Annotated in this window: 11 protein-coding genes and 1 pseudogene; 4 read left to right on the top strand and 8 right to left on the bottom strand. The window is 42.5% G+C overall.

The window, feature by feature from the left end:
* Positions 1 to 342, top strand: a pseudogene (locus CEX98_RS03700) (CBS domain-containing protein); the annotation flags it as partial.
* Positions 343 to 345: 3 nt separating this feature from the next.
* Positions 346 to 1,680: a magnesium transporter gene (locus CEX98_RS03695; RefSeq protein ID WP_099640779.1), complete on the top strand. Its 1,335-nt coding sequence runs from the start codon at positions 346 to 348 to the stop codon at positions 1,678 to 1,680.
* A 57-nt stretch (positions 1,681 to 1,737) separates the two neighbouring features.
* Here CEX98_RS03695 and cspE read toward each other — a convergent pair whose 3' ends face one another.
* From cspE to CEX98_RS03655, 8 genes are all read right to left on the bottom strand, one after another.
* The gene (gene cspE, locus CEX98_RS03690) at positions 1,738 to 1,950 is read right to left on the bottom strand and encodes a transcription antiterminator/RNA stability regulator CspE (protein WP_010369631.1); all 213 of its coding nucleotides are present in this window, start codon (positions 1,948 to 1,950) and stop codon (positions 1,738 to 1,740) included.
* A gap of 552 nt (positions 1,951 to 2,502) precedes the next feature.
* Positions 2,503 to 3,357, bottom strand: a complete 855-nt coding sequence (locus tag CEX98_RS03685; RefSeq protein ID WP_431520152.1) for an MBL fold metallo-hydrolase — start codon at positions 3,355 to 3,357, stop codon at positions 2,503 to 2,505.
* 77 nt (positions 3,358 to 3,434) lie between these two features.
* On the bottom strand, positions 3,435 to 4,232 hold the full coding sequence (locus CEX98_RS03680; RefSeq protein WP_099640777.1) for a substrate-binding periplasmic protein: 798 nt from the start codon (positions 4,230 to 4,232) through the stop codon (positions 3,435 to 3,437).
* 142 nt (positions 4,233 to 4,374) lie between these two features.
* Positions 4,375 to 6,546 carry a S9 family peptidase gene (locus CEX98_RS03675; RefSeq protein ID WP_099640776.1) on the bottom strand — a complete coding sequence of 724 codons (2,172 nt, stop codon included), beginning with the start codon at positions 6,544 to 6,546 and terminating at the stop codon, positions 4,375 to 4,377.
* 128 nt (positions 6,547 to 6,674) lie between these two features.
* On the bottom strand, positions 6,675 to 8,627 hold the full coding sequence (locus CEX98_RS03670) for a methyl-accepting chemotaxis protein (RefSeq protein WP_099640775.1): 1,953 nt from the start codon (positions 8,625 to 8,627) through the stop codon (positions 6,675 to 6,677).
* A 195-nt stretch (positions 8,628 to 8,822) separates the two neighbouring features.
* Positions 8,823 to 10,151: a sigma-54-dependent transcriptional regulator gene (locus tag CEX98_RS03665; RefSeq protein ID WP_099640774.1), complete on the bottom strand. Its 1,329-nt coding sequence runs from the start codon at positions 10,149 to 10,151 to the stop codon at positions 8,823 to 8,825.
* Positions 10,148 to 10,684 carry a hypothetical protein gene (locus CEX98_RS03660; RefSeq protein ID WP_099640773.1) on the bottom strand — a complete coding sequence of 179 codons (537 nt, stop codon included), beginning with the start codon at positions 10,682 to 10,684 and terminating at the stop codon, positions 10,148 to 10,150. Before CEX98_RS03660 ends, CEX98_RS03665 begins: the two co-directional genes overlap by 4 nt.
* Positions 10,681 to 12,051 carry a sensor histidine kinase gene (locus tag CEX98_RS03655; RefSeq protein WP_099640772.1) on the bottom strand — a complete coding sequence of 457 codons (1,371 nt, stop codon included), beginning with the start codon at positions 12,049 to 12,051 and terminating at the stop codon, positions 10,681 to 10,683. The genes CEX98_RS03660 and CEX98_RS03655 overlap by 4 nt, the downstream gene beginning before the upstream one ends.
* A 350-nt stretch (positions 12,052 to 12,401) precedes the next feature.
* On the opposite strand from CEX98_RS03655, the gene CEX98_RS03650 reads away from it, so the two are divergent.
* The gene (locus tag CEX98_RS03650; RefSeq protein ID WP_099640771.1) at positions 12,402 to 12,623 is read left to right on the top strand and encodes an EF-hand domain-containing protein; all 222 of its coding nucleotides are present in this window, start codon (positions 12,402 to 12,404) and stop codon (positions 12,621 to 12,623) included.
* A gap of 43 nt (positions 12,624 to 12,666) precedes the next feature.
* Positions 12,667 to 12,888 (top strand): calmodulin, encoded by a 222-nt coding sequence (locus CEX98_RS03645; protein WP_099640770.1) that lies wholly within the window; start codon positions 12,667 to 12,669, stop codon positions 12,886 to 12,888.
* Positions 12,889 to 13,112: the final 224 nt, after the last annotated feature.

Below are 13,112 nucleotides of genomic sequence, written 5' to 3'. Positions count from 1 at the left end.
CATGTAGTAGGGCAGCTGCCACTTTATCATTTACTTCGCAGGGCGCCACAGCAGAAAATTGCAGAATGCATGGAGCCTCAGGTGTTACAGTTAAGCGGATATACCGAATTACAAAGCGCTTTAAAATCGAAAGTATGGGATAACTTTGATCAGGTGGCTGTGGTGAACCGAGTTGGTGACTTCATTGGTGTACTGTCTCACTATAGGGTAAGAAGTGCGCTGGCTAGAATGGATGAAGCACAAGAGAAACCGAACGAGTCACTTGACTTGCTGGATGCTTACACAAGCTCGCTTTTTAGTATGTTAGACACCTTAGTCCCTAACACTGCGAAGAGGAAATAAGCCATGAGTATGGTACAAGGCACATTAGACGCTGCAACGGAGCAATTAAGTGAAGAATTCTTAAGTAGATTTCCTCTCAAAAGCGCACAATTGTTAGGTACTTTACCAGCGAAAGAAGCGGCTCATTTACTACAACAGCAGGCTCAGCAGGTAAGTTATCGACTATGGAAATATCTACCTCCCGGTGCAGCAGAGCAAATTTTTGTTCAGTTCCCATTGAGCTATCAAACCCAGTTTATTGCCAGTTTAGATAGCCATATTGCAGTAAACCTATTAAATAAACAGTCTCAAGAGGTGCAGCAGGCTTTGTTAGCAGCACTGCAAACTGCGCACCCTGCAATAGCTGAAGAATTGTCTGAACTATTGGTTTTTCCTGACAATACAGCTGCAAGAATGATGAATAAAAAAGTTCAGGCTTTTTATGGTGATACATCTATTCGGGAAGTACTTACACAATTAAGGCGGTTAGATAATAAAGTCCCTGATGTGATCTATGTGTTGAATGAACAGCAAGATTTAATTGGTGAAACTACGTTAAATGTTTTGGTGGGGAGTGCATCCAGTAAAACGTTAACACAAGTCGCTACGCCTATTCGCGTAACCTTAAATGTGATGGATCACAAGGATCTGGTAGTGGAGGCGTTTGAAGGTCATAAAGTGCGAGCTATCCCAGTACTAGACGCCCAGCAGCAGTTGGTTGGCCAAATCCGTTTTTTTGATGCCTATGAGTCAACCAAAGAAGACTTAGCGAGCGACATGCAGACCATGGTGGGGGCGAGCAAAGATGAGAAAGCGCTGTCGAGTAGCTGGTTTGCGGTGAAAAAACGTCTCCCTTGGCTACAAATCAACTTGTTAACTGCATTTGCTGCGGCCGCTGTGGTTGGTGCGTTCGAAGGGTTAATTGCTCAGGTAACTGCGCTTGCAATTTTACTTCCAGTTGCAGCTGGACAGTCCGGTAATGCCGGAGCCCAAGCCTTAGCAGTAACCATGCGTGGGCTAACACTGCGGGAGATCTCAACTCGGCATTGGTATCAGGTCATGCTAAAAGAAATGATGGTTGGCTTTTTAAATGGTGCGGCAATTGCCATTACGTGTGGCATCGGCGTTTATCTATGGAGCCAGTCGCTCGGACTTGCACTTGTTATCGCATTGGCGATGATATCGTCACTTGTTATTGCTGGAAGTTCAGGTGCCATCGTCCCAATAGCATTGAAAAAATTTGGACTCGATCCTGCGCAATCTTCATCAATTGTACTTACGACAATTACAGATATAGCGGGTTTTATGTCGTTTTTGGGAATTGCGTTGTTACTGTCAGATATGTTGCCGAAAGGCTAAGTGAGGAGTGGGGGAGTTCGTAGAGCTAGTGCCTGCACTAGCTCTGAGCAATACGTATTAGTTAACTACTACGTTGCTTGCTTGAGGACCTTTCTGGCCTTCTTCAACTGTGAAAGACACTGATTGGCCTTCAGTTAAAGTTTTGAAACCGTCAGAAACGATAGCACGGAAGTGTACGAATACATCTTTACCGCCGTTTTCTTGAGTGATGAAACCAAAACCTTTCTCTTCGTTGAACCACTTAACTGTGCCGTTTACTGTATTAGACATAATTGAAACCTTTTTCAAAAAAATTAATTGTGCGGTGAAAATCACCGATAAAGCGATAGATAAAACTTAGCTAGTAACGCATTGGTATATCTATAAACGACTTTTTAAAAAAAAGAGTATCAAGAAAAAACAGTGCAGCAGTAGTAAGTGCTCTAAGTATCTAAAGCGTGCCTATAGTATAGCGTTCTGACGGCGCTGTCCAATGAAGTTTGTAGTTTTTGTTTAAAAAATGAGCGAAAGTGAATTTTGAGCGAGTTTATTGGTATAACTTTGATTGGAATGGACGAATTTGAAACATGTGTTTTCTAGTCTTGAGCGTATAAATTTACTGTCTTGATAAAACCTAGCTCGGAGATATTTGAGCGAGGGCATACTTTTTATCAAAAGTCATATTACTAAAGCTCATTCTCTTAGCTAATTGGTCTATTTTTGGGCACGGAAATCTTGTTTATTACACCGTTTCTATTTTCTGCTCTTGTATAGATTAGCCCCCTCAGAGTGATATTTTCGGTGGAGGGGGCACTACTGGCCCTCTTTTTATATAGCTTGCGCTTAATTGCTCTTTAAGCTTCGATAAAACAAGGTTGTAACACGTTCTTCGGGTAGCCATTTGGCGTAAGTTAAGTTGAGTGGCTGCAATGGTCGAGCGCTAACCACTTGCTCGAGGCTTGCGTTGTTTTTCATCGCCTCTAGCATGATGTTTTTGGCTTTTTGTAATAACGCTAGATAAGCTTGTAACCCGCTTTTGTCAGTAACAGGACCATGTCCAGGAATTATTTTGGTCTTGTGATCTGTTTTTGCAAGCACGTCTTTTACTGCTGTAATGACTCCGTTTAGTGTGCCACCGCTGTCGACATCGACAAAAGGAAGACTTCCCAAGTTAAAATAAATATCCCCCATATGAACCACGTTTGCCTTTTGGAAAAAGACTACGGCATCACCATCGGTATGGGCGTGATGATAATGCCATAAATGTGCATGTTCGTCGTTGAAGTGGAGTTTCATATCACTACCAAAGGTTAACGTTGGCAGATAGTCAGAGCCATCACCATGCTTATGCTCTAAGCGTTTATATACATTATGATGAGCAATTACATGACTGCCTGCCTGAGCAAAGTTTTCATTGCCACCCGTGTGGTCGCCATGATGATGGGTGTTAATAACAAATTCTGGCGCATGGGGCTTGATTGTTTTTATTTTAGCTTTTATCTGCTCGCTAAGTTTAGCAAATTGGTCATCGACGATGTAAATACCATCGCTTCCCGAGCTCACCGCAATATTGCCACCTTGACCAAAAAGGACGTGCAGTCCTTGTGACACTTCTTGTAGTTTAAGCTCGACCTCATCAGCCAGTGCACAGGTACTATTTACGACACTTAAAGCTGCGGCGATGAGCGTATAGGTTATTGTTGTCTTCATGATCCACCCTTTGGATTAGTTTTTATTATCAAGCTAGTTTATTTTAAATGGTCCTAAGGTACCGTTTATTCACTTGGGCTAGCAGAAGTTGCTATGACTTCTCGCAATGCTTGGTCCATTTTTAAAATAAAATCCTGCTTGTAGGGATATTTGTCTTCATACCCTTTCAAATAGCCAATATGCGCTGTACGTCGCATAATGATTTTATCTTCAACGATATTCCCCGCATTTAGGTCTGAAGAAATCTTAGACATTTTATTTATACCAAGCAGGGTAGATAGCCGATCATTTACATAACAGTCAATGCGGCCACGGGCCAGCTTTTCTATATTTGAGTTCGTGCTTTTGTTTTCCCACAGCTTAATCAGTCCCAACTTTTGTGCTTCCATCAGGTTTTCATCTAAAATCATATATCCCGCATTAACGCCAACGTTTATCGGGGTTTCTGGGTGAATATGTGGGAGCTTCTTGAGGCTATACCCGCTATTGCAAAAAGCAACGACGACCTCTTCTTGGAGGGGAACAGAATAAGGCCAAATATATGGCCGTTTTTTAATGTGAATATACGGAGGCATAAGTGCCATGGCTTCACCTGATGCCATGGATGAAACACCGCGTTTCCAGGGTACTGCTTGTAGCGTAACCCGATAGTCTTGGCTCAGTAAGCGCGCAGCCTGCTTCACAATATCTACATAGATACCATATAACTCACCGTTGGCTTGATAGCTATAGGGCGGGTAAGCATCGTCGACGAGTATGGTTACGTTTATTGGCGCTCCGTAATCAGGTAGATGAGGAGACGCATCAGAGTTGAGCGAAAGCGCTGCGAAGCACCAAACTAACACGAGACGAAATAGCAGCATCGTTCACTTATGTAAAGCGTGATCATTGTTAAAATATAGACTAAAGATAGTATTTTGTTAGCTGTTAACAGCAAAAATACGCAGTGAGTCGAGCAAGTGAGGAAAGAGAAGGCAAGGCCTTCTCTAGGGAATGTCGAAAATATTAAAGCTTATTTTCAGCCAGTGAGATAAAGAAGCTATGGCTTAAAGCAATATCATGAATACGCTTAAATCGACCTGACGCACCGCCATGGCCTGCCTCCATATCCGTTTTCAGTAATAATAAATTATCATCTGTTTTGTACTCACGTAATTTGGCAACCCACTTTGCAGGCTCAAAATATTGTACTTGTGAGTCGTGTAAACCCGTGGTGACAAGTAGGTTGGGATAAGCTTGCGCTTTTACTTGGTCGTAGGGCGAATATGACAGCATATAGTCAAAGTAGGTTTTGTCATTTGGATTTCCCCACTCGTTATATTCGTTTGTTGTTAATGGCAAACTTTCATCTAGCATAGTGTTAATGACATCAACAAACGGCACTGGAGCATGTATACCATCATAGAGCCCAGGCGCTTGGTTGATCACTGCACCCATTAATAGACCGCCCGCGCTGCCGCCTTGGGCATAAATTTTTGAACCATCACCGTACTTTTGCGCAACCAGTGCTTTGGTTACGTCAATAAAGTCATTAAAAGTATTTTTCTTCTTAAGCTTTTTACCATCTTCATACCATGGGCGACCTAAAGTTTCAGACCCTCGAACATGAGCAATGACATAAACAAACCCGCGGTCAAGCAAGCTTAATCGGCTAATCGAAAATGTTGGCTCAACATTAACGCCATAAGAGCCATAGCCAAATTGTAATAGTGGGTTCGACCCGTCTTTGGTGAACTTATCTTTGCGATAAACAACGGAAACCGGTACCTCTACGCCATCACGTGCAGTAATAAAAAAGCGTTCAGATTGGTAGTTTTCAGGGGCAAAATCACCTAGTACTTTATCTTGCTTCAGTAATGTCTTGTCTAAGCTAGTGAGATCCACGTCATAGATTGAAGCTGGGGTTGTCATACTCTGATAGCCAATTCTTACCGTATCGGCGTCTAAAGTTTTGTTGCCCGTCATATATACAGTATATGCTGGGTCGTTAAAGGTCAGGCGTTTGCTTTCGTTTGTATCTAAGTTCAACACGGTTAGTTGGCTCAGACCATTTTCACGGGTCTCATACACTAAATGTTGATTGAATAACTCAAAGGTGTCGAGTTTAGCGGCCGGGTTATGAGCAACTACAGTTTGCCATTTAGTAAAGTCTTTAACATCGCCAGCTTTAACGCGCATCAACTTAAAGTTAACAGCATCTTTGTTGGTGTGGATGTAATACCAATCACCAAGTTTTGCTACACCATATTCGTGACCGGGTTCTCTTGGAATAAAGCGCTCAGGTGCCGCTTTTGGATTATTGGCATCGAGTATAGAAACGCCTGAGGCCTCGGTACTTGAATGATGAATATAGATCTCGCTATTATCTTTACTCTTCGAGATATAAGTGTAGTAGCTATTATCTTTTTCTTCGTACACTAGCTCATCAGCGCTTTGTGGCGTACCCAATGTATGGCGGAAAACCTGATAACCTAGCAAAGTCACAGGGTCTTTTTTTACATAGTAAATCGTCTTGTTGTCATTCGCCCAGACGATCGCACCTGATGAACCTTCAATCGTGTCTTCCAATAGTTCACCTGTGGTGATGTCTTTGATACGAACCGTATAAATTCTGCGACTCAGGGTATCTTCGGCAAAGGCGAGTAAATTTTCGTTAGTGGAGATTGCAAGACCACCGACACCATAAAAGTCTTGCCCTTTCGCTCGCTCATTGGCATCAAAAACAGTTACCGCATTTTTCCCCTCTTTTTGTGTGCTACGGTAATAAGTACGGTACTCTTTATCCCCTTCTGTAGCGCTAAAGTAATAATAGCTGCCCTCTTTGTAAGGCACACTGCGGTCATCTTTAACGATTCTACCTTTAATTTCTTCAAACAAGGTTTGCTGTAACGGTTGGGTGTCGGCCAATTTACTGTCGGTGTAAGTATTTTCTTTTGTAAGGTGCGACAATACCTTTTCATTGCTTCTGCTATCGTCTCGTAGCCAGTGGTAGTTATCTACTAACACTTGGCCATGGATTTCGGTTTTATGTGGGATCTTTTTTGCAATGGGAGGTAAAACGGATGTTGCCTGTGCTGCGGTCACCGCAGATTCGCTCTGTTGTTGAGTAGGTGCTTCTTGGCAGCCTAAGATAGTAAATAGCGAGGCTGCAACCACAGACAGATTAAATTTTCTCATTGTTGTTCTTCTTAAATATTAGATGACTTAGTTCCTTGAGTCTAAACTGGTTCCTGTAAAAGGTTCAAGTGTATCTCATCTGCAATTGATAAAGTTTGTTAACCTAGACTCTGATTGGTTCAAGTTCTTTAGTCAATATCAAATCGACCTACCAGACGTTCAAGGTCTTTGGCTAATGCAACGAGTTGATCAGCACCTGCATTTAACGTGGTCGCCTCATCACCAACTTGCCTTACAGAAGCGTCGAGTGAACTGATAAGGTGTCTAGTTTGGCTGGCATTTTCACCTTGATGTGTCGCCTGAGTGGCAATATTGGAAACGGATGCTTTAATTCTGGAAACGGCTTCGGCTATATCGGTAAACGCCTGCTGTGCACTTTGGGACTGCGTGATTGTGGTTTCTGACTCGCTGACACTTGCGGTCATCTGCCCTGATACCTTCCTAGTTTGAGCTATCAAGTTGGTTAATACCTGCTCGATTTCCTGCGTGGCATCATGTGAGCGTTGCGCGAGGGTCCTGACTTCATCAGCAACTACAGCAAACCCGCGACCTTGCTCTCCAGCTCGAGCTGCTTCTATTGCTGCATTCAGGGCAAGGAGGTTGGTTTGTTCTGCAATTGACCGGATCACACCAAGAATGTTGGTGATATCTTGGCTTTCGCTTTCAAGCTGACTCATCGCACTGGCTGACTCAGCTAGGGATTGATTGAGCTTAGCCACTTGGGATACGGTGCTCTCTATGGTCTCACTCCCGCGTCCTGCGTGCTCATCTGCACTGACGACGTCTTCTAATGTGTGGGTACAGCTTTCGCTGATCTCTGCTGCGAGTTGCTCTACGGTTTCTGTGGTCGTTGTTGCATTGGCTGAGTCATCGGCTTGGGCATGACATTGAGTACGAATATCGTTGATGCTGCTTTGAGAGCCAAGTGCTGCATCATTAAGGGTGGCAGCATTGCTTTGAATATCTTTGACAAGCGCATTAATAGAATCTAAAAATTTATTAAACCACGTCGCTAAGTCGCCAATCTCATCGTTGGTGATCACTTGAAGACGTTTTGAGAGATTGCCTTCGCCTTGCGCGATTTCTTTCAGGCCCTCAGAAACCATCTCGATTGGCTCAACGATTTTGTTTGCCAAGGTAACAGCAATAATGACAAACAAGACCAGCATAATCACAGCAATGAGCGTGATACTCATGGTCATGTTGTACGCCGAAGCTAAAATTTCCTCCTCTTCAATGACCGCAATAAATTGCCAACCTAACGTATCTGAGCGATAAATTTTTGCATCATATGTTTTATTGTCTGTTTCAATGGTGAGATAAGGCTGATTGCCCGCAGTGTTAATTGCTCGGTAAAGTGGGCTTGTTAGCTCAGTGACATGTTTAAAATTATTTTGTTTGTTTTTAGGGTCCGCAAGTACTGTGCCTTTGGTATCAAGCAAGATCAGGTAACCGGATTCACCTAGACGAATATTACTGACGATATCAGTCAACGTGGATAGTGTTACGTCTAAAGATTGGATCCCGATAACCTTACCATTGCGCTTTATTCCTGTTGCAACCGATACCATCGCTTGTCCCGTAACGCCTTGGTATGGCTCTGTTAAGATCACATCATCAGGTGTTTTTGCGGCATTTTGATACCAAGGCCTTTTTCTGGGGTCGTAATTGCCAAGAGGCTCTGCGGGGTATTGAATAAATCCGCCGGATTCTGTGCCAAGATACACAAATAGTAACTCTTCATGAGTTTGACCAAAGGATCGATAAAGCTCAAAGATTTTGGCTTCAGCTTGCCCATTTTCTAATGGCGTCATGGGCTTTTCAGCCCCAAAGTAAGTGGTTGTATCTGGGCTGACATTTTGTACGGATTGGGCTTGTGCCAAAAAGCGTGCATTTTTTTTCATTTGCTCGAAGAAGAGCACAAATGATTGCTCAGCTTGCCTTATTTCATTGCCTGATGCATCTAAGAACTTTTCAAGAGAGTCACTTTTGGTTTGAGAGATACTGACTACGGAAATGGCTAAAATTGGAACGATCACAGTAAGTACAAAACTGATTATGAGCTTTTTCCGCATTTTCATACATATCACCCCATCTATTCGAGTTATTATTGTGCTCCAGTAAAAAGGCACACGGATATAAGTTGGGTATTGCGCAGAGCACGCGCAGTGCGGCTCTGCTTAGTATTGCAGTGATGTACTGTTACACCTAAACGGAAAATGAAACCGGTGAGCATCAATGCTTGATTACATAATCTATTGTACCCTCTACTAGGTTTAGCATTGAATCTCGTGTTTTTTAAGTAATTTATAAAAATCCGATCGATTTCTTTGTGCAAGTTTAGCTGCTTCAGAGACATTTCCTTCACACAATGCCAATACTTTTTGAATATAGTCATATTCAAACTGACGTTTGGCCTCGTTTAGTCCGGTAAAGGCATTTTGCTCTCGATCTTTTGGTAAAGCCTTTTGCACTATGTCTTCGGTGATCATTTTTCCTGGGGTAATAGCCACGCAATGCTCCACGATGTTATGGAGCTGACGGATGTTGCCTGGCCACTGATAATTCAATAAGTGTGTAATACTTTGTTGATTAAACTGTTTTTCATCATCGCTAAGTGCGCTTAAAAAGCGTGATGCAAGTAGTGGAATGTCCTCAAGCCTTTCTCTCAAGCTGGGAATTTCTACAGAGACTACATTTAAACGGTAGTATAAATCTTCACGGAATTGCTTTTCCGCAACTGCAGATTGGATGTTTTTGTGGCTTGCTGAAACAAACCGAACATTCACCTTGTACTCGGTTTGGCCACCGACCGGACGTACTGTTCGCTCTTGTAAAACACGGAGTAATTTCACTTGTAAATCTAAAGGCATATCACCGATTTCATCAAGAAATAGGGTACCACCGTCGGCTGCTTGCACTAACCCCTCTTTGTCGCTGACAGCACCTGTAAATGCTCCTTTTTTATGACCAAATAGTTCTGATTCTAATAAGTGAGCTGGCATTGCGCCGCAGTTTATAGCAATAAAAGGTCCCTGAGATTGGTTGCTCGCAAGGTGAATCGCCTTGGCGGTTACTTCTTTACCTGTGCCGCTTTCCCCTTGGATAAGAATGTTTGCGTTACTACTAGCAAGCGCTTGGATCTGTTGTACCAATTGACGCATCGCGGCACTTTGAAATAACAAACCGTGAAAGTTATTGGGATCTGAGGTTTGCGCGGTTCTTACTTTGCCTGCTAATGCCTCATTGATCACATCTAGCATTTGCTGTGAGTCTATTGGCTTAGTCAAAAAGCTTACAAAGCCTTGTTGCATGGCATCAACGGCATCAGGAATTGAGCCATGAGCAGTCATCATTACCACAGGCATGCCGGTGTAGTATTTCTTTATTTGTTCATTAAGCTCAAAACCGTCCATATGCGCCATTTTTAAGTCAGTGATGACCAAGTCAATGGGCATTTGTTTGAGGATATTTAACGCCTGCGTACCACGGTGGGCAACTTCAACCTCGTATCCATGGCTTTCTAAGCGCATGGCTAGCAGCTCAGTTAATGATGTATCGTCATCCACTAAAAGTAACTTTGCGCCTGGTGGTGTATGACTCATAGTGGGTCCTCCTCAAGTGATGGATTTTCAGAAAGGTCGGTTTCTAACCGTTGCTTTTCAATATCTGCCAGCTTTTGCTTGAGCTCCGCGAGCTGCTTTTGGGTTTGCAGTAATTGTTCTTGGTGCTGCTGTGCTTTGTTATCAGAATAATAATTACTGATCTTTTGTTCGCGTAGATTTTGAGTATGCCACGCTAGCGAGTCTAGCCAGACTCCATATTCATCGGGCCAATAGTCTTGTAGCTTAACCTCTTCAATGGCCTTAAGCTGTTTAGTCGTTGAGTTTGTGCCACAATAGGTGTGAATAAACCCCTCAAGGTGGGCCGCACCTCTGTAGTAATCATTAAAGGTAACCTGATGTTTTTTAGCACACTGACTCACTAGCGCCTTAATCACGTCAGGTAAAGGAATAAACTTGGCACTGGCTTTGGTTTTTACTGGACCGATAAATTGCTTTGTTTGTTCTGTACCTTGCTTGCTTATGGCACAACCCCCAAGCAAAAATAGCGTGATACTTAATGCGAGGTATTTCATTTTGGATCCCTTTTTGGAAAGGCAACTTGAATACTGGCACCAGCGTCAACCGGTAACCATTTCACATCGCCTTTTAATTGCTTCACACACTCAGAGACAATGGCCAAGCCTAAGCCACTGCCATTGCTATTTTTATTTTGCTCGCCGCGCACAAATGGTTGGAACAAAGACTCAGCTTCGCTGTTGTCAATACCAGCGCCATCGTCGCGCACTACTAACTTCACTTCAGCGTTTTGTTCTTCCACCGAAATAGTAACCTGACTGTTAGCATGGTCGATTGCGTTACTGACTAATTGAGTCAACACTAGTTTACAGGGCAAGTAAGGGACTTGGATGCCGTTCTTAGTTTGCCATTGAACCATGATTTCTGTTTTGGCTAATTTGTCGCTCAGGTGTTTAGAGACTTCTTCTTGGATCAGGGTTATTTCAGCATCATGATGGAGGCTGTCGGGATGACTTGCTGCACTGTAGCTGAGTAAGTCGTCGATCAATGCGCCTAGTTTACTAACGGAGTTTTCCATTATGGTGAGAATACGCTGCTGCTTAGGGTTGACATCACCAAGCAGGCCACTACTTAACAAGCTGCTGCCCTCGTTTAAAGAGGCCAATGGTGTTTTTAATTCGTGTGTAACGTGGCGTAAGAATGTTTCCTTTTGCTGCTGTATACGCTTTAACTCTAGCCTTAACCAATTCAACCTGTCACCGAGTTGTTGTAGTTCATGGCTGCCAGAGAGTCTAACAGGCTGATTTAAATTGCCTTTTCCTACTTCAGAGACCGCGGACTCAACTTGATTAAGTTGCTGGCAAATCCGGTTGATCAAAAAGATACTGATCACAATCAGCGTAGGCAGCAATATAACAAGACCAAACATAAACCAGGTTTGCAGTTGCACAAAGTGAGATTCTTGCTCTGATAGGCGTTCATTGAGGGTTTGCTGGAATCGCTCTTCAAATTGATTTAACACCTGAACTAGCTGCTGGAATTCTGCGGCTGTGGAGGTGCCATTGATCTCATCTGGGGCGAGTTGTCGCCATTTAGCAACAAATAGCGAATTAGGTAGATTTATTTTTAATATTTGAATGCGTTTTTTAGTGTTTTTCCACTTCTGCTCGATGCTTTCTTGCAGTGTGTCGCTTTGCAGTAGCTGGTTATTTTGTAGCGCTTTTTCAAGTGCACTGATATCTGCTTTTATAAAGTTGTATTCAAGAATAAGCTTTTGATTTTTATTATAAATATCTTGCGTTTTTTGTTGGTTTTTAGATAGTGCTTGGGCATACCATAGGGTCAGTGTGAGAATAGGAAGCACACCAATAAACATAGCGATAAGCGCCTGCTTTTGTAATGACTGAGAAAAAATTTTTTTCACGATGTTTAACCCTGTAAAAGTATGCACATAAAGTAATCAGGTGTGCATGCGAAAGATACTAAGCAGGCTTTGCGATAATTTGGTGTGTTGCAAAGCTGCGACAAGCTAACACTCAGAAAAACAAGGAATTTTTATTCCTAGCATTAATAACTGTTGCCATTTAGCAACAGCTAGCCTTAATCCAACCTTAATCTTTTTTCACCTTTCCTGCTAAGTAATTGATATTAATTTACTTTTTAATTTTGGCATCAAAGTTGGAATAGTTACCTCGAAAGCAAAAAACGAAATACAAATACGGTTTTTAGCTTAGATAGCAAAACTTTTAATTCTTAACTTATGAGGAAAACACGATGAAAAATCTAGCAATTGCATTATCAGCAGCAGTCATGACGTTAGCTTCAGTAGGCGCACAAGCCAATTCTGACTTTGACAAATTAGACATGAATGGCGACGGCTACATTTCGATGGAAGAAGCTAAAGCACATGATGGTTTGATGGCTCAGTTTAACGAGCTAGATGCTGACCAAGACGGTCAATTAAGCCAAGCAGAGTTTGATAACTATCAAGGTTAATTCACTGATTATCAATTCACTTTAAATCGTAAAGGAAAAAAGTATGAAAAATTTATTAGCAGCTTTAGCAATCACAGGTATGACCCTAGTTTCAGCATCAGCAATGGCTGGCGAAGATTTCGCAAAGTACGACGGCGATGGCAATGGCACTATTAGTATGAGCGAAGCCAAAGTTAATCCAAGCTTGGTAGAGCAGTTCACTCAATTAGACAGCAACGCTGATGGTGAGCTGAGCGAATCAGAATTCGCGAACTTTAAGGGTTAATTAATCGCTCTCCAATTTCATAAAACGAACAGTATTTAAAAATTTTGAGGAATACACGATGAAAAACGTACTTATTGCACTATCGATCACAGGTTTATCTTTTGCTTCTGTAAACGCGATGGCGGGTGAAGATTTCGCTGCGCTAGATGCAGATCAAAGTGGCACTATCAGCATGAGCGAAGCGCAAGCACACAGTGCCCTTGCTGAACAATTCAAAGCACTTG

This window comes from Pseudoalteromonas piscicida, from assembly GCF_002744175.1.
GTDB lineage: Bacteria > Pseudomonadota > Gammaproteobacteria > Enterobacterales > Alteromonadaceae > Pseudoalteromonas > Pseudoalteromonas piscicida_B.
Note: the sequence above shows the minus strand (reverse complement) of the source record. Positions and strands in the feature narration are given on the sequence as shown.

What these genes read in the sequence shown, in the direction of transcription:
- CEX98_RS03665 (WP_099640774.1), bottom strand. Translation starts at nt 10,151, where the DNA reads ATGAGTCATACACCACCAGGCGCAAAGTTACTTTTAGTGGATGACGAT.
- CEX98_RS03695 (WP_099640779.1), top strand. Translation starts at nt 346, where the DNA reads ATGAGTATGGTACAAGGCACATTAGACGCTGCAACGGAGCAATTAAGT.
- cspE (WP_010369631.1), bottom strand. Translation starts at nt 1,950, where the DNA reads ATGTCTAATACAGTAAACGGCACAGTTAAGTGGTTCAACGAAGAGAAA.
- CEX98_RS03650 (WP_099640771.1), top strand. Translation starts at nt 12,402, where the DNA reads ATGAAAAATCTAGCAATTGCATTATCAGCAGCAGTCATGACGTTAGCT.
- CEX98_RS03645 (WP_099640770.1), top strand. Translation starts at nt 12,667, where the DNA reads ATGAAAAATTTATTAGCAGCTTTAGCAATCACAGGTATGACCCTAGTT.
- CEX98_RS03680 (WP_099640777.1), bottom strand. Translation starts at nt 4,232, where the DNA reads ATGCTGCTATTTCGTCTCGTGTTAGTTTGGTGCTTCGCAGCGCTTTCG.
- CEX98_RS03660 (WP_099640773.1), bottom strand. Translation starts at nt 10,684, where the DNA reads ATGAAATACCTCGCATTAAGTATCACGCTATTTTTGCTTGGGGGTTGT.
- CEX98_RS03675 (WP_099640776.1), bottom strand. Translation starts at nt 6,546, where the DNA reads ATGAGAAAATTTAATCTGTCTGTGGTTGCAGCCTCGCTATTTACTATC.
- CEX98_RS03670 (WP_099640775.1), bottom strand. Translation starts at nt 8,627, where the DNA reads ATGAAAATGCGGAAAAAGCTCATAATCAGTTTTGTACTTACTGTGATC.